Here is a 16,690-nt window from a genome sequence, read left to right on the forward strand (position 1 = left end):
TTTAAGCGCATCGTCTGGTTGTCATCGATCCGAAGAAAAAGGGCACTATGAAGTGCTGGAATCGAGTGACACCGAATGATTGGACATTGTCCGGCGCGCCAGTGGAGACGTGCCTATGACTAAGGCAAATGTACTGTTTGTTTGCGTAGATAATTCATTTCTGAGTCTGGCCGCAGAAGCCTACTTAAACCATACCTCCATGGGAGAGTTGCGTGCCTTCTCTGGTGGCCCCTTGCCACGAGAGGAAATGGTGTCGCTTACCAAGAAGGTTCTTTTCGCCAACGGTATGGATGAGGGGGGATTGCATCCGAAGCCCTGGACGATTTTTTCGCTGCCCCATGCGCCTCAACCTGACTATATAATAAGACTTCAGACAAGTGTGCTTCTTGACAAGCAACCAATGTGGCCCGGTCATCCAGTAAAGTTGAACTGGGATATTTGCCTAGATGAAGATATTCCCCGGAACATAAAAGAGGCAACAGATGCATTCCGCAAAATTAAAGAATCTATAGATCTTGCAACCTCCTCTAAGGTTTTTTCTAGTGATTCTCTAAATTGGCGTGCAGCTTGTTAAGGTTGGCTGGCCCAATGCTTTATGAGAGTTGTCAGATTTTCCCATGTTTCCCTTAGGAAATAGGGGTTTCAGTGGGAAACTCACATTTTTTTGAGTGGTAAACCTTTCACCTGCCTTGTTTTAGGGGCAGTTTCTTAAGGTCTTTATGGTTAATACGCCTTAATTCACAAGGCTGGGATGACACCACTATGAATCGTAGTTTGACGATTGCATTTGTTTCTGTAATTGCACTTTCCACAATAGCGTGCCAACGGACGACGTATACCCGTAGCTATGTCTCTCCGTTGCCTGCTTCTCCGATCTCACCAATCGAGGGTCAGACCCTGTCGCCGATCACTCCTGGTCAGCCAGGCGCTGAAGGCCAGATCTTGGTTGACGGTCAGGACGCGAACGCTAATTCGCAGGTTGTTTCTGCACCTCCTGCTCCAAACGTCAATGCAACAGGTGGTTCTGTGGGCCGCACCGATCTGCTTGGCGGCTGGAGCGTCTCTTCAGGTGGCGACAACTGTAAGCTCTTCATGACGCTGACCAAGTGGAGCGGCGGTTACCGTGCAAATACACGCGGCTGTAGCGATGCAACGCTCTCTCAGATTTCTGCATGGAATCTGAATGGCAGTCAGGTTGTCTTGAAAGACGCTGGCGGCGGAAACGTTGCGACCCTCTCTGGGGCTGGAACCAACTTCTCTGGTCAAACAGCGAACGGCGCTCCAATCAACTTCGCCCGCTAATCATCATCTGATGATCCTATAAGTTTCGAAGCGTTGCGCCAATATCAGGCGCAGCGCTTTTTGCGTTTGTTTAAGTGCGCCGCAGAATTTGATCAGATGTGAGACGTTGGTTTTACGAATAAACCCTATTGTACTTGCGTCTGGGTAGCGCTCTCCTTTATGCCATGGGCAAATATAGCCCATCGGATCGGCGTGATTTGCCCTCTGAAATACAGCTTAAGGAATGTGAGCTCCGTGCTTGAGAATACGTCTAACCTAACAACCGTCCTTGCCCACTACGAAGCGATGGTGGCGCGGGGCGACCTGGAAGCCGATCCGGCGCAAATTCAGGTGGCAAAGTCTCTGGATGCTTTGACTGCAGAAATGGTGCAGCGAAAGCCGGAAGAAAAGAAGGGGCTGTTAGGTCGCCTGCTTGGAAAAGGCAAGGAAGAGCCAGACTATATCAAAGGCCTGTATATTTGGGGATCTGTAGGACGCGGCAAAACCATGCTCATGGATCTGTTCTACGATCTAAGTCCTGAACCTAAAAAGCATCGTTCCCACTTCCATGAGTTTATGGAGGAGATCCACGATCGCATATTTATGGTCCGCAAGAAGATCAGTGCTGGGACGATCAAAGACCGCGATCCGATCATCCCGGTTGCTGAGGAGATCATCAGTACAACGCGGCTCCTGTGCTTTGATGAATTCACTGTAACCGACATCGCAGATGCCATGTTGCTCGGGCGGCTTTTCGGCAAATTGTTCGAGGCTGGCGTTGTCGTCGTGTGTACCTCAAACGTGGTGCCGGATGAACTCTATAAAGACGGACTGAATAGAAATCACATTCTTCCATTCATCCGTTCTTTGAGTGAGCGAATGAGTGTCATCCATTTGGATGCGCCGACGGATTACCGCCTCGAGAAGCTCTCTGGCTCCGACACGTATCTTGAGCCGCTTGGTCCTGAAAGTCTTCAGAAAATGGAGAAACTTTGGGCTAGTATGACTTATGGCCTTCAGTGCCATCTTATTGAGTTGGAAAATAAAGGCCGGAAAATACCCGTGAGCCGCACCTGTAGCGCGATTGCCTGGTTCACATTTCAGGAATTGTGTTGCACCCCGCTAGGGCCCTCTGATTACCTGCGTATTGCACATGCTTTCAACACAGTTTTCCTCGAAGGTGTACCTGTCTTGGACAAGGCGCGTAGGAACGAAGCAAAGCGATTCATCAATCTGATTGATACGCTCTACGACAATCACGTTCATCTCGTGATTCAGGCAAGCGCAGAGCCGCAGGAGCTCTATGTTGCCTCATCTGGAACCGAAGCATTTGAGTTTGATCGGACAGCTTCGCGCTTGATCGAAATGCGTTCGGAAGAGTACTTGATGCGTGAGCATAATATCGAAATCTGAAAAAATTTAATTTTATTCAGAAATGACGTATTGAGAGCTTATCCAAACTGCTAAAAAAACGTCATTTTACGGAAAATAACGCGGATGTGTGCTTCATTTGGGTTGCGCACATCCGTCAAAACCGCTACCCACTGCGACAAATAGGCACCATATATCATGGTTCTATGTTACGTAAAGGGGAGCTCCTCATGGCGCGCAACAAGATTGCTTTGATTGGATCCGGTCAGATTGGTGGCACACTTGCACACCTCGCTGGTCTGAAAGAACTGGGTGATATCGTTCTGTTCGACATCGCTGAAGGTATGCCTCAGGGCAAAGCTTTGGACTTGGCAGAATCTTCTCCAGTTGACGGCTTTGACTCTGGTCTGTCTGGCACAAACACCTATGAAGGCATCGCTGGTTCTGATGTCGTCATCGTGACTGCAGGTGTTCCTCGTAAACCTGGCATGAGCCGTGATGATCTGCTTGAAATTAACCTGAAGGTTATGGAGCAGGTTGGTGCTGGTATTAAGAAGTACGCTCCAGACGCTTTCGTAATCTGCATCACCAACCCACTCGACGCGATGGTTTGGGCTCTGCAGAAATTCTCCGGTCTTCCAGCAAACAAAGTTGTTGGCATGGCTGGCGTATTGGATAGCGCTCGCTTCCGTTACTTCCTTGCAGAAGAATTCAAAGTATCCGTAGAAGACGTAACCGCATTCGTTCTTGGCGGTCACGGCGATACAATGGTTCCACTGACACGCTACTCCACTGTTGCTGGCGTTCCACTCACCGATCTGGTGAAAATGGGCTGGCTCACTGCTGAGCGTCTCGCAGAAATCGTTCAGCGCACCCGTGATGGTGGCGCAGAGATCGTTGGTCTTCTGAAAACAGGTTCCGCATTCTACGCACCAGCTGCATCTGCTATCGCAATGGCAGAAAGCTACCTCAAAGACAAAAAGCGCGTTCTTCCATGTGCTGCATACCTTGATGGCCAGTATGGTCAGAAAGACATGTACCTTGGCGTGCCAACTGTTATTGGCGAAAACGGCATCGAACGTATCATTGAAATTGATCTCAATAGCGATGAAAAAGCGATGTTCGACAAATCTGTTTCTTCTGTAAACGGCCTTGTTGACGCTTGTAAGAAAATCCAGCCTGCTCTGGCATAAGCCACGCAAGCTATGATCTGAAAGACTGGCAGCACTAGGCGTTGCCAGTCTAGCTCCCTGCTTCGGCAGGGCCCCTTAGAATGGGAAGGGCAGATGAACATACATGAATACCAGGCCAAACAGGTCCTGAAGGAATACGGCGCACCTGTTGCTGAAGGTGTTGCAATTTTCTCCGCTGATGAAGCTGAAGCTGCTGCAAAAAGCCTTCCAGGCCCGTTGTGGGTTGTGAAGTCCCAAATCCACGCAGGTGGTCGCGGTAAGGGTAAGTTCAAAGAACTTGGCCCAGAAGCAAAAGGCGGCGTTCGTCTTGCATTCAACTTGGATGAAGTAAAGTCCCACGCTGCTGACATGCTCGGCAACACTCTGGTGACTGCACAGACCGGTGATGCTGGTAAAGTCGTAAACCGTCTCTACATTGAAGACGGCGCAGACATTGACCGCGAACTGTACCTCTCTCTGCTCGTCGACCGCACGTGTGGTCAGGTTGCTTTCGTAGCATCCACCGAAGGCGGCATGGATATCGAGGAAGTTGCGCACAACACGCCAGAACTTATCCTCACTCTGCCAATCGATCCGCTTCAGGGCGTGACCGAAGACAAAGCATCCGCTCTTTGTGACACCCTCAAGCTTGAAGGTGAAGCACGCGCGGATGGCATGAAGCTGTTCCCAATCCTCTACAAAGCATTTGTAGAAAAGGATATGGCGCTTCTCGAAATCAACCCACTGATCGTTATGGAAAATGGTCGTCTGCGCGTTCTGGATGCGAAAGTGTCCTTTGACGGCAACGCACTGTTCCGCCACGAAGACATTGTTGCCCTGCGCGATAAGACCGAAGAAGACGAAAAAGAGATCGAAGCTTCCAAGCACGACCTCGCTTACGTTGCTCTCGACGGTAACATCGGCTGCATGGTGAACGGTGCTGGTCTGGCAATGGCGACCATGGACATCATCAAGCTGTATGGTGCTGAGCCTGCAAACTTCCTCGACGTTGGTGGCGGTGCGACCAAAGAGAAAGTAACCTCTGCGTTCAAGATCATCACGTCCGATCCAAACGTACAGGGCATTCTGGTTAACATCTTCGGTGGCATCATGCGCTGTGATGTGATCGCAGAAGGCGTTCTGGCTGCTGTTAAAGAAGTTGGTCTTCAGGTTCCACTCGTTGTGCGTCTCGAAGGCACCAACGTTGAGCTTGGTAAAAAGATCATTAGCGAAAGCGGCATGAATGTTATTCCTGCTGACGATCTCGACGATGCAGCTCAGAAAATCGTGGCTGCTGTGAAGGAGGTCGCATAATGTCTATCCTCGTCGACAAAGACACCAAAGTCATCGTTCAGGGTCTGACTGGTAAAACCGGTACATTCCACACTGAGCAGGCACTGGCTTACTTCGGCACCCAAATGGTTGCTGGCGTACACCCTAAAAAAGGCGGAGAAACCTGGTCTTCCGGACTTGAATCCGCTGCTGAACTGCCAATCTTTGCTTCCGTTAAAGAAGCTAAAGAAGCAACCGGTGCAAACGCTTCTGTTGTTTACGTCCCACCAGCAGGTGCAGGCGCAGCAATCATCGAAGCTATCGACGCTGGCATTCCTTTGATCGTTTGTATCACTGAGGGTATCCCGGTTGCAGACATGGTGAAGGTTAAAGCTCGCCTCGACGCATCCGACAGCCGTCTTCTCGGTCCAAACTGTCCAGGTGTTCTGACACCTGAACAGTGCAAGATTGGCATTATGCCAGGCTCCATCTTCCAGAAGGGCTCTGTAGGTATTGTTTCCCGTTCAGGTACACTTACTTATGAAGCAGTCTTCCAGACTTCGCAGGAAGGCCTCGGCCAGTCCACGGCAGTCGGTATTGGTGGTGACCCTGTAAAAGGCACTGAGTTCATCGATATGCTGGACCTGTTCCTGGACGATCCAGAAACAGAATCCATCATCATGATCGGTGAGATCGGTGGTTCTGCAGAAGAAGAAGCAGCTGAATGGCTCAAAGAACAGGCTGCAAAAGGCCGTTCTAAGCCAATGGTTGGCTTCATTGCTGGTCGTACAGCGCCTCCAGGCCGTACCATGGGTCACGCAGGTGCTGTGATCTCTGGCGGTAAAGGCGGAGCGGACGACAAGATTGCTGCAATGGAAGACGCGGGCATCCGTGTATCTCCATCCCCAGCTAAACTTGGCAAGACCCTTGTTGCTCTTCTCGAAGAGTTGAAGCAGGGTGCTTAAAAATTACACCTCCTATACTTTTTAGGAGGCATACTAAATCGACTGTCGGTGAATCACTTTCATCGACAGTCTTGAGAAGGCAGTAAGTCCCCAGGCTTGCTGTCAGTCGCGGGACCCAAGGGTATGTGGTGTGTGACACCCGCCCAAAGAAAGTAGGGCGGATCAACAGTCCGCTTAAAAACGATGGCTCGGCAGGACGCGAACAACGTATTCGCGCTGACGTCGTTTCTTTACGGCGCCAACGCTCCTTATATTGAAGAGCTTTATGCTCAATATCAGGAAAACCCGAATTCACTCGACCCCGAGTGGAAAGAATTCTTTTTTTCGCTTCAGGACAATCCAGAGGACGTAATCAAGGAAGCTCGCGGAGCAACCTGGCAGCGTTCTGATTGGCCAGTTCCAGCAAATGGTGAACTGGTTTCAGCTCTTGATGGCGACTGGCCTGCTGAAAAAGAAGTCAGCAAAAAGATCAAGTCCACGGCCAAGAAGAATGGTGTTGAGCTAACCGAAGATCAGGTGCTGCAAGCAACTCGCGATAGTGTTCGTGCGATCATGATGATCCGTGCTTACCGTATGCGTGGCCACTTGCATGCTGATCTTGACCCGCTCCGCCTTGCTGTTCCTGGTGACCATGAAGAGTTGCATCCCGCGACCTATGGCTTCTCTGAAGCGGACTGGGATCGGAAGATCTTCCTGGACAACGTTCTGGGTATGGAATTCGCCACCATCCGTGAGATGCTGGAAATTCTGAAACGGACCTATTGCTCCACCCTCGGTGTTGAGTTCATGCACATTTCTGATCCAGCTGCCAAAGCATGGATCCAGGAGCGCATTGAAGGTCCGGACAAGCATGTTGCCTTCACACCAGAAGGTAAGAAAGCGATCCTCAATAAACTTGTTGAGGCCGAAGGCTTCGAGAAGTTCCTTGATGTAAAATACACCGGTACAAAGCGTTTCGGTCTGGACGGTGGTGAAGCACTTATTCCAGCGCTCGAGCAGATCATCAAACGTGGTGGTGCTCTTGGCGTTAAAGACATCGTCTTGGGAATGGCTCACCGTGGTCGCCTGAACGTTCTATCCCAGGTTATGGGTAAGCCACATCGCGCGATCTTCCACGAATTCAAGGGCGGTTCTTACGCTCCCGACGACGTAGAAGGCTCCGGTGATGTTAAGTACCACCTCGGTGCCTCTTCTGACCGCTCTTTCGACAACAACAACGTTCACCTGTCTTTGACAGCGAACCCGTCTCACCTTGAGATCGTAAACCCGGTTGTTCTGGGTAAGGTCCGCGCGAAGCAGGACCAGCTTTCTGACTGGAAAGAGACATCGGAAATTGATCGCAGCAACGTCCTTCCATTGCTTCTGCATGGCGATGCCGCGTTTGCTGGTCAGGGTGTTGTTGCTGAGTGTTTCGGTCTGTCCGCACTTCGTGGTCACCGCACTGGTGGTTCGATCCATGTGATCATCAACAACCAGATCGGCTTTACAACCAACCCACGTTTCTCACGATCTTCACCTTATCCGTCTGACGCCGCGAAAGTGATTGAAGCGCCGATCTTCCATGCAAATGGTGATGATCCGGAAGCTGTGACTTTTGCCGCAAAGATTGCAACTGAATATCGTCAGAAGTTCGGACGCCCAGTCGTGATTGATATCATCTGTTATCGCCGCTTTGGCCATAACGAAGGTGACGAGCCTGCGTTTACGCAGCCAATCATGTACCGCAAGATCCGCAAGCATGAAACAACCCTTCAGATCTATGCTGACAAGCTGGTCAAAGAAGGTCTGATGTCTGCTGAGGACGTTAATAAAGCAAAAGCTGATTGGCGTTCGCATCTGGATCGTGAGTTCGAAACAGGCCAAACCTACAAGCCAAACAAAGCCGACTGGCTTGATGGCCGTTGGTCTAAGATGAAGATTGCTAAGGAAGTCGATGAGCCGCGTCGTGGTTCTACTGGTCTTTCAATGGATGAACTCAAGGAACTTGGCGGCAAGCTGACTAATGTTCCTGATGACTTCAATGCACACCGCACGATCCGCCGCTTCATGAACAACCGTGCCAAAATGATTGAGACCGGTGAAGGTATCGATTGGGCAATGGGCGAAGCAATGGCATTCGGTGCATTGCTGAAAGAAGGCCATTCCGTTCGCTTGTCCGGTCAGGATTGTGAGCGCGGTACCTTCTCTCAGCGTCACTCTGTTCTGTATGATCAGGAAGACGAAGACCGTTACATCCCGCTGAACCACGTTGGTGAAAAGCAGGGTCGTTACGAAGTCATCAACTCAATGCTTTCTGAAGAAGCAGTGTTGGGCTTTGAATACGGTTACTCGTTGACAGAACCAAATGCGCTGACCATGTGGGAAGCACAGTTCGGTGACTTCGCAAACGGTGCGCAGGTGCTGTTTGACCAGTTCATCTCCTCTGGTGAGCGTAAATGGCTTCGAATGTCCGGTCTGGTATGTTTGCTGCCGCATGGCTATGAAGGTCAAGGGCCTGAGCACTCCTCAGCACGCCTTGAACGTTTCTTGCAGATGTGCGCGGAAGACAACATGCAGGTAGCCAACTGTTCGACACCGGCAAACTACTTCCACATCCTTCGCCGTCAGTTGAAGCGTGACATTCGTAAGCCACTCGTTCTGATGACGCCAAAGTCTCTGCTCCGCCACAAGCGTGCAGTTTCCAAACTGGAAGACTTCGGCGCAGACGAAAGCTTCCACCGTCTCCTTCACGATGATGCTCAAACGAACCCGGGTTCAACTGTTGAGCTGAAGAAGGATGAAGACATCCGTCGCGTGATCCTGTGTACAGGCAAGGTCTACTATGACCTGCTCGAAGAGCGTGAGAAACGTAACATCAATGACGTTTACATTCTCCGCGTTGAGCAGCTCTACCCGTTCCCGACCAAGTCTTTGTGCGTAGAGATGGGACGCTTCAAGAATGCAGATGTAGTCTGGTGTCAGGAAGAGCCAAAGAACATGGGCTCCTGGTTCTTCATTCAACAATATATTGAATGGGTTCTGGAGCATGTGAATGCAAAAGTGCATCGTCCGCGTTACGTTGGCCGTCCACCAGCTGCTGCAACAGCAACCGGCTTGATGTCAAAGCACTTGGCTCAGCTACAAGCTTTCCTCGACGATGCATTCGCCGAGTAAGTACCTCGTAATCAGGTAAGTCCGACAGGCCTTTTAGGGGCCCTGAAACGAAAAGAGATAGAGACAATGGCGACGGAAATTCGAGTACCCACTCTGGGTGAATCCGTAACCGAGGCAACAATCGCTCAATGGTTCAAAAAACCGGGCGATGCGGTGAATGCAGATGAGCCACTGGTTGAGCTGGAAACAGACAAGGTAACTGTTGAAGTGCCTGCACCTGTAGCCGGTAAACTGGACAGCATTGATGTGAAAGAAGGCGAGACTGTTGAAGTTGGCACCCTTCTTGGTTCCATCGCAGAGGGCGCAGCTGGTGCTGTGTCCGCTCCTGCTGCCGAAGCTGCACCGGCTGCTAAAGCAGCGCCTACTGCAGCTGCTGAAACAGTTGAAGTTCTGGTACCACACGCTGGTGAAAGTGTTACCGAAGCTGAAGTTGGCGAATGGTCAGTTAAAGTTGGTGACGTTGTAAAGGCTGACGATATCCTCGTTGAGCTGGAAACAGACAAAGCTGCTCAGGAAGTACCTAGCCCAGTTGCTGGTACCGTGGTTGAAATCGCTCAGGCAACTGGCGCAACTGTTGAGCCTGGTAACCTGCTCTGCAAAATCGCTAAAGGCGACGGCGCAGCTGTTGCCGCTGCTGCTCCGGCAGCTGCCGCAACAGCTCCAGTGGTTTCTGGCACAAGCATGCCAGCAGCACCTTCTGCAGCAAAGATGATGGCTGAAAAAGGTCTCTCCGCTGATCAGGTTGCAGGCTCTGGCAAGCGCGGTCAGGTTCTTAAAGGTGATGTTCTCGCAGCTGTTGCTGCTGGCGTTTCTGCTGCTCCGGCAGCTGCTCCAGCTCCTGTTGCAGTGCGCGTCGTTTCAGCTCCGACTGACGAAGTGCGTGAAGAACGTGTTCGCATGACCAAGCTACGCCAGACGATTGCGCGCCGCTTGAAAGATGCTCAGAACACTGCGGCTATGCTGACCACTTACAACGAAGTGGACATGAAGCCGATCATGGACCTGCGCAAGCAGTACAAGGACATCTTTGAGAAGAAGCACGGCGTAAAGCTTGGCTTCATGGGTTTCTTCACCAAAGCAATTACCCATGCTCTTAAAGAAATCCCGGCTGTAAACGCTGAGATCGATGGCACTGACATCATCTACAAAAACTACGCTCATATCGGTGTTGCTGTTGGCACGCCTAAGGGTCTAGTGGTCCCTGTTGTTCGTGATGCAGACCAGATGTCTATTGCTGAAATCGAAAAAGAAATCGGCAACCTCGGTCGTAAAGGCCGTGATGGCAAGCTCTCCATGGCAGACATGCAGGGTGGTACCTTCACCGTTTCCAATGGTGGCGTCTACGGTTCCCTGATGTCCTCTCCAATCCTGAACGCACCGCAGTCCGGTATCCTCGGCATGCACAAAATTCAGGAGCGTCCGGTTGCGATCAACGGTCAGGTAGAAATCCGTCCGATGATGTATCTGGCTCTGTCTTACGATCACCGTATCGTTGACGGCAAAGAGGCAGTGACCTTCCTGGTTCGCGTTAAAGAGAGCCTTGAAGATCCACAGCGTCTGATTCTGGACCTCTGATATAAACGTGCCCGGCACTGGCCGGGCACATTTGTTTTAAGGGAAATTGGCGCACTTCTCTTCGTTGCAGCCTTCTCCCGTCTACTTACAGGGATTTGCAAATGTCCTACGATCTCGTCGTCATCGGTACCGGCCCAGGCGGTTATGTTTGTGCAATCAAGGCAGCTCAGCTCGGCATGAAAGTTGCTGTGGTTGAGAAACGTAAGACCCATGGTGGTACCTGCCTGAACATCGGTTGTATTCCATCCAAAGCTCTGCTGCATGCCTCTGAAATGTTCGAGGAAGCAAACCACAGCTTTGAAGCCCTTGGCATCAAAACTTCCAAGCCAAAAGTGGACTGGAAGGCAATGCTGGCGCACAAAGATAAAGTGATCGACGGCAATGTGACCGGTATCGATTACCTCTTCAAAAAGAACAAGATCGACGTTCACTTTGGTACTGGCCGCGTGCTGGGTGCTGGTCGCGTAGAAGTAAAAGCTGAAGACGGCTCAACTTCCATCGTGGAAACCAAGAACATCGTGATCGCAACAGGTTCTGACGTAATGCCTCTGCCAGGTATCGAGATCGACGAAAAAACTGTCGTCTCTTCAACTGGTGCCCTGTCTCTGGATAAAGTGCCGAACCGTATGACCGTTGTCGGCGCTGGCGTTATTGGTCTTGAGCTTGGTTCTGTCTACGCCCGTCTCGGTGCTGAAGTGACAGTTGTTGAGTTCATGGACAAGATCCTTGGCCCAATGGATGCAGACGTTTCCAAACAGTTCCTGCGCATGCTGAAAAAGCAAGGCCTCAAGTTCAAGCTGTCCTCCAAAGTAACTGCAGTTCAGAAAAAAGGCCGTGCTCTGGAAGTGACTGTTGAGCCAGCAGCAGGTGAAGCCGCTGCCGCAACTCTGGATGCAGACGTGGTTCTCGTCGCAATCGGTCGCCGTCCATACACGGAAGGTCTTGGTCTGGCAGAAGCAGGTGTTGAGCTGGACGAGCGTGGCCGCGTGAAGACAGACAACCACTACAAAACCAACGTTGACGGTATCTTTGCTATCGGTGATGTGATTGCTGGCCCGATGCTTGCGCACAAAGCGGAAGACGAAGGTGTTGCAGTTGCAGAAATGCTCTCAGGTCAGGCTGGTCACGTAAACTATGACGTCATTCCTGGCGTTGTTTACACCTCTCCTGAAGTGGCCAGCGTTGGCAAAACTGAAGAAGAGCTGAAAGCTGCTGGCATCAAATTCAAGTCCGGCAAGTTCCCGTTTTCCGCAAACGGTCGTGCAAAAGCAATGCTGCACACCGACGGTTTCGTGAAAGTGCTGGCTGACACTGAAACAGATCGCGTGCTCGGCGTTCATATCGTTGGCTTTGGTGCTGGCGAAATGATCCACGAAGCATGTGTTCTGATGGAATTCGGCGGTTCCTCTGAGGATCTGGGTCGCACCTGTCATGCGCACCCAACCATGTCCGAAGCAGTGAAAGAAGCTGCTATGGCAACATTCGCCAAGCCAATTCATATGTAATCTGGAATTTCTGGATTAAAAAAAGAGCCGCTTCAGGAAACTGAGGCGGCTTTTTTGCTATTGGCGGACCAGAATATAACTGCGGGTCTTGTTCGGAATTGCTGGATCATGGTTTTCGGTGCGGACATATGCCTGAATACGCTCTCCCATTGGCCGCAGCTCAATATGCTGTGCTTTGAAGAAACCACCGAACCGGAATGTTAGAACACCAGAAAAACTAAGCTGTCCTGCAGCCCAACCCCACTTGCAGTCGCGAGGGGAGCAGCTGGTGAAGGCACGAGCACGCACAACCAGCTGCCCGTCAAGGCATTGGCCTTCAACTTCAATCTGAGAGAGCTCTTTCAAACGCGCTTTGGGATTTTCCCAATCCCCCAGCTCTGCCATCTCTAATTTGCGGACTTCACAGGCGGTTGGCGCTTGAGCTGCTGAAACAAGAAAAGCAAACGTGCAGAAGAATATGCACAAAAATGGTGTTTGTCTAAGTTTCATGACTAAAAGCTCCCCGCCTAGTCCTCTCATATATCAATTTAGATGGGCTCTGCGAGGAGTAAATGCGTGTTTTATCCTATCACCCTAGGTCTTTTACGCTTTTGACGATGTCCTGAAGCTTGCGCGTAGCTGCGGATGGACTGGATGCCCCACAGATTGCTGAAATAACTGCAATCCCATCAGCTCCAGCTTTGATCACCTGATCCGCATTCGCAAGCGAAATTCCGCCAATTCCGACCACAGGCAACTGAGATTGAACCGTTAAACCGGCAAAGCTCTGCATACCCATATCAGCCGCATCATCCTTACTGTTCGTCGGGAAGCATGCGCCTATACCAAGGTAATCACAGGCGGAAATGTCCGCAGCATCCAACTCATCCTGAGTGCTGACCGAAAGACCTAGCAGCTTATCAGAGCCGATCAACTCCCGGGCTTTCGTGGCAACCATATCATCCTGCCCAACATGAACCCCGTCCGCATCAACTGCTAACGCAACATCCACACGGTCATTGATGATCAACGGCACATTCAGCGGTTTCAACGCTCGCATCAACCGCCCTGCCAGCTCAATTTGCTCGCGCGTGCTGCCGGTCTTGTCTCTAAGCTGGACCACAGTTGCGCCGTTTTGTGCAGCTGCAACTGCAATGTCGACGGGATCCTGACCGGGGCAGTCTTGCGGCCCCAGTACCAGATAAACGGAAAGATCAAGCAACGGCTTCATGCATTTCAACCCGTGTTGTTGCGTTGAGGATATCGCTGTTCAGCTGATAGAGACCGTTAATGATATCCAGCTGCAAGCTTGCTGGTCCTGCTGAATTTTTTGCAGCAATCTCACCAACAACCCCGAGAAAGACCATTGCATCAACAGCGGCATCAAACGGGTCGTCGCAAACAGCCAGTGTCGCGCCAGTCAAAGCCGTTGCCGTGCAGCCAAGACCAGTCACATAAGGCATCATCTTATCCCCGTTGGCGACTTCAGCAGTGCGTTTACCGTCTGTGATGAAATCCACCGGCCCAGAGACAACAACAACAGCGCCTGTCTGCTGCGCCAGTTCTTTCGCTCCTGCGAGAGCAGCCTCAGAGCTATCCGTGCTATCAACGCCTTTTCCACCAGCACCCAGACCAGCAAGTGCCATGATTTCAGAGGCATTGCCACGGATGACGCTCGGCTTATTCTCCAGTAATTCACCAGCTAACTTGGTGCGGAAGGTCAGCGCTCCAACCGCCACCGGGTCCAGCACCCAAGGGCGACTTGCCTTATGAGCGGCAGCGGTCGCCAACTTCATTGCCTCTGCCTGAGCAGGGGTAACCGTGCCCACGTTGACCACTAATGCACCTGCAACACCAGCAAGTTCAGGGGCTTCCTCCGGGCCATCCACCATGGCAGGGGAGGCGCCAATGGCCAGCAGGGCGTTGGCTGTGGTGTTCGCCACCACGATGTTCGTCATGTTATGGACGAGTGGACTGTTGTCACGAATTGCGGAAAGAGTTGCGCAAGCGCTTTCGACACGACCCATTTTTATCCTCGGTCTTGTTGTGCGAAAGAGAGCTGGTATCAGGGACTTGGCAAACTGCCAGACAATCTATCCCCCAACACGGCGTGAGTGCTCCCTTCGCTGGAATTATCCAGAGCAGGTTCTTCGAGTATGATCTCAGCCACAACACAAGTGTCGGGCACCCCGTTTCACAGTGCTGAACCTAGGGGATCTGCTAAGGGAGATCAAGGTGATGTGCGGGAGGGGGACAACCTATCAACGACGCGGGTGTGCCTTGTCATAAGCGTCCAACAGCTGTGCACTGTTCACTTCCGTATAAATCTGTGTGGTAGAAAGGCTTGCGTGCCCCAGTAGCTCCTGAATGCTCCTCAAATCCCCGCCTTCAGACAGCAAATGAGTTGCAAACGAATGGCGTAAAGCGTGAGGAGTTGCGGTGTCTGGTAGACCAAGAGCACTGCGGATCTTTTGCATGGCCAGCTGGATCATGCGCGCATTCAGCGGGCCACCACGAACCCCGCGAAACAGCGGTGAGCTGCCTGACAGAACATAAGGGCACTGCTTTTTGTAGGCTTCAATAGCTTCTATTACCACTGGCAGAACCGGAACAAGCCGTTCTTTGTTGCCTTTACCGCGAATCTTCAGCGACTTATCCCCCTCCTTCGGCGCTGAGGCCGATGTCAGAGACAGCGCTTCAGAGATACGGAGACCGCAACCGTAGAGCAGTGTGAACACCGCTGCGTTGCGGGATTCAACCCAGGGAGTGTCCTCAAAAGCGAGATCGCTGCTGACAATCGCTTTGGCTTCCTCAATGGGGATAGGCTTGGGCAGGCTGCGGGGAAGTCTTGGCGTGCGAACAGCAGCAGCACCAGCCGCATTCACCTCACCGCGCTCCTCCAGAAACGAGAGGAAGGAACGGATGCCAGCAAGGCCACGGGCAAGTGTTCGCGTCTGTGCGCCATCCCTCCGGCGGGTTGCCAGAAATGCGCGAAAGTCCTTTGGTTTCAAAGACTCCAGATGCCGCAGAGCAACCGGTTCACCTTCATAACTGGTCATGAAGCGCAGGAACTGACGGGTATCGCGTTCATACGCTTCCAGTGTTCGTTCAGCCAGTCGCCGTTCAGAGCCCAGATGATCAATCCAGTCTTCAATCGCTGCGGTAACATCTGGTTTGCAGATGATGAGTAAGTCTTCGCCGCTATCAAGGGAATTTGCCATTCGCAAAGTGTAAGCGCCAAATCTGGCTGAATGGTTACCAAAAGATAAACATACACGCCTTTACGAAAGGCCTGCGCAAATTTAGTTGATGACGATTGGCTGTCCGTGATCACTGATGATCCGGTCAATTTCCTGCCGAGCGGCCATCGCAAACCGTTTCTGGTTCTCGGTTGGCATCACAGAATCCCCCAGAACGACGATGTTCTCGTCATTAAACCGGTTCGCCGGGCCTGTGTAATTGAAGCTGCCAACAATCATAATGCTATCATCGATTACCATAAGCTTATGGTGAAGCTTGCCAATTCGGCTTGAACCGCGAACGAAATGCAAATCAGCGCCAGCTTCCGCTAAAGGCTGAGTGGCTGCCCAGTCCTGTCCGCCTTGCCGGGCATCAAGCGCACCACGCACCTTTCGCCCAGCCTCCATCAGCAGCAACATGGCATCATCAATGCCGGAGCTTTTGGAGAAGGTGAAGATAGCAAAGTCCACTCGTTCCTTAGCTTTTGTCATCTGTTTGGTGACTTCCATCTCTGGTGCGTGGTCCGGTGCAAAGCAAACTTTCACGCGGATGTCGTCAACAATCACTTCTTTCGGTGTGTTCTCGGCTTCGTTGTCATCAACGCTGTATCGGCCAAATCGCCCCCGTTTAATCTCCCTGAATTCCCGTTCAAAGATATCGGCAACCTTCTCATTCTTGATGATGAGAAGATGGTTCAGGTTGCGATGTGTGCCGGTCTCAGTGAAGTTTGTGGAGCCGGTCAGAACAGCATTGCCATCGCGAATGATGAATTTCTGATGGAATATCCGTGGGTTAAAGTCAGTCCGAACCCACACCTTAGAGCGCAGCAACGCCGCATGAAGTTGCCGGTTCACCTCGTTCTCAACACGAGGGTCGCTTGAGTGCGGGTCGTCTGCTGGCTCATCAACGCTCAGGTAATCCGCCTCGGATACCACTCGCACCCGCACACCGCGCCGCTTTGCGTTGATAAGTGCGTTGGTTATGCGTTTATTGTCTATTTCTTGAATTGCTATGTCGAGCGAGCGCTCTGCAGCATCAATAAACCCGATAATCTCGCCCTCAAGATCATCCAGCGGATTATCCGGTAAATGATCGAGGACTGTCTTCGGACCAACAAGGAATTTCAGATTCTCAGTTTCAACTGCCATTGTACCCTCCCACCGTCATAACACCTTAC

General features: G+C 51.6%; 14 protein-coding genes and 1 riboswitch. Of the genes, 9 read left to right on the forward strand and 5 right to left on the reverse strand.

Features of this window, described 5'->3' with window-relative positions; genetic code table 11:
* Nucleotides 1-115: 115 nt before the first annotated feature.
* The 9 genes from PsAD37_RS02875 to lpdA all read left to right on the forward strand — a co-directional run bounded on the left by PsAD37_RS02875 (nt 116) and on the right by lpdA (nt 12,294).
* Nucleotides 116-574: a low molecular weight phosphatase family protein gene (locus PsAD37_RS02875; protein WP_063294847.1), complete on the forward strand. Its 459-nt coding sequence runs from the start codon at nt 116-118 to the stop codon at nt 572-574.
* Between the two features lie 188 nt (nt 575-762).
* Nucleotides 763-1,302 carry an AprI/Inh family metalloprotease inhibitor gene (locus tag PsAD37_RS02880; protein ID WP_063294848.1) on the forward strand — a complete coding sequence of 180 codons (540 nt, stop codon included), beginning with the start codon at nt 763-765 and terminating at the stop codon, nt 1,300-1,302.
* Nucleotides 1,303-1,536: 234 nt separating this feature from the next.
* A complete protein-coding gene (gene zapE, locus PsAD37_RS02885; RefSeq protein WP_063294849.1) occupies nt 1,537-2,694 on the forward strand; it encodes a cell division protein ZapE in 1,158 nt (385 codons plus the stop codon).
* Between the two features lie 188 nt (nt 2,695-2,882).
* Nucleotides 2,883-3,845, forward strand: a complete 963-nt coding sequence (gene mdh / locus PsAD37_RS02890; protein WP_063294850.1) for a malate dehydrogenase — start codon at nt 2,883-2,885, stop codon at nt 3,843-3,845.
* A gap of 93 nt (nt 3,846-3,938) precedes the next feature.
* Nucleotides 3,939-5,138: an ADP-forming succinate--CoA ligase subunit beta gene (gene sucC, locus PsAD37_RS02895; RefSeq protein ID WP_063294851.1), complete on the forward strand. Its 1,200-nt coding sequence runs from the start codon at nt 3,939-3,941 to the stop codon at nt 5,136-5,138.
* Complete coding sequence (gene sucD / locus PsAD37_RS02900) at nt 5,138-6,061, forward strand: succinate--CoA ligase subunit alpha (RefSeq protein ID WP_063294852.1); 924 nt, start codon at nt 5,138-5,140, stop codon at nt 6,059-6,061. Before sucC ends, sucD begins: the two co-directional genes overlap by 1 nt.
* A gap of 183 nt (nt 6,062-6,244) precedes the next feature.
* Nucleotides 6,245-9,214 carry a 2-oxoglutarate dehydrogenase E1 component gene (locus PsAD37_RS02905; protein WP_063294853.1) on the forward strand — a complete coding sequence of 990 codons (2,970 nt, stop codon included), beginning with the start codon at nt 6,245-6,247 and terminating at the stop codon, nt 9,212-9,214.
* Between the two features lie 66 nt (nt 9,215-9,280).
* On the forward strand, nt 9,281-10,789 hold the full coding sequence (gene odhB, locus PsAD37_RS02910) for a 2-oxoglutarate dehydrogenase complex dihydrolipoyllysine-residue succinyltransferase (RefSeq protein ID WP_063294854.1): 1,509 nt from the start codon (nt 9,281-9,283) through the stop codon (nt 10,787-10,789).
* Between the two features lie 101 nt (nt 10,790-10,890).
* On the forward strand, nt 10,891-12,294 hold the full coding sequence (gene lpdA, locus PsAD37_RS02915) for a dihydrolipoyl dehydrogenase (protein ID WP_063294855.1): 1,404 nt from the start codon (nt 10,891-10,893) through the stop codon (nt 12,292-12,294).
* A 57-nt stretch (nt 12,295-12,351) separates the two neighbouring features.
* Here lpdA and PsAD37_RS02920 read toward each other — a convergent pair whose 3' ends face one another.
* From PsAD37_RS02920 to PsAD37_RS02940, 5 genes are all read right to left on the reverse strand, one after another.
* Entirely contained in the window at nt 12,352-12,783 is a 432-nt protein-coding gene (locus tag PsAD37_RS02920; RefSeq protein WP_063294856.1) for a hypothetical protein, read from the reverse strand.
* A gap of 79 nt (nt 12,784-12,862) precedes the next feature.
* Nucleotides 12,863-13,504, reverse strand: coding sequence for a thiamine phosphate synthase (thiE, locus tag PsAD37_RS02925; protein WP_063294857.1), 642 nt, complete (start codon nt 13,502-13,504; stop codon nt 12,863-12,865).
* The gene (thiM, locus tag PsAD37_RS02930) at nt 13,488-14,300 is read right to left on the reverse strand and encodes a hydroxyethylthiazole kinase (RefSeq protein ID WP_063294858.1); all 813 of its coding nucleotides are present in this window, start codon (nt 14,298-14,300) and stop codon (nt 13,488-13,490) included. Before thiM ends, thiE begins: the two co-directional genes overlap by 17 nt.
* Nucleotides 14,301-14,372: 72 nt before the next feature.
* A riboswitch (TPP riboswitch) is annotated at nt 14,373-14,475 on the reverse strand.
* Nucleotides 14,476-14,534: 59 nt separating this feature from the next.
* The gene (locus tag PsAD37_RS02935; protein WP_063294859.1) at nt 14,535-15,494 is read right to left on the reverse strand and encodes a tyrosine recombinase XerC; all 960 of its coding nucleotides are present in this window, start codon (nt 15,492-15,494) and stop codon (nt 14,535-14,537) included.
* 81 nt (nt 15,495-15,575) lie between these two features.
* Nucleotides 15,576-16,661, reverse strand: a complete 1,086-nt coding sequence (locus PsAD37_RS02940) for a phospholipase D-like domain-containing protein (protein WP_063294860.1) — start codon at nt 16,659-16,661, stop codon at nt 15,576-15,578.
* Nucleotides 16,662-16,690: the final 29 nt, after the last annotated feature.

Origin of the sequence: Pseudovibrio sp. Ad37 (genome assembly GCF_001623075.1) — a bacterium.
Classification (GTDB): Bacteria; Pseudomonadota; Alphaproteobacteria; order Rhizobiales; family Stappiaceae; genus Pseudovibrio.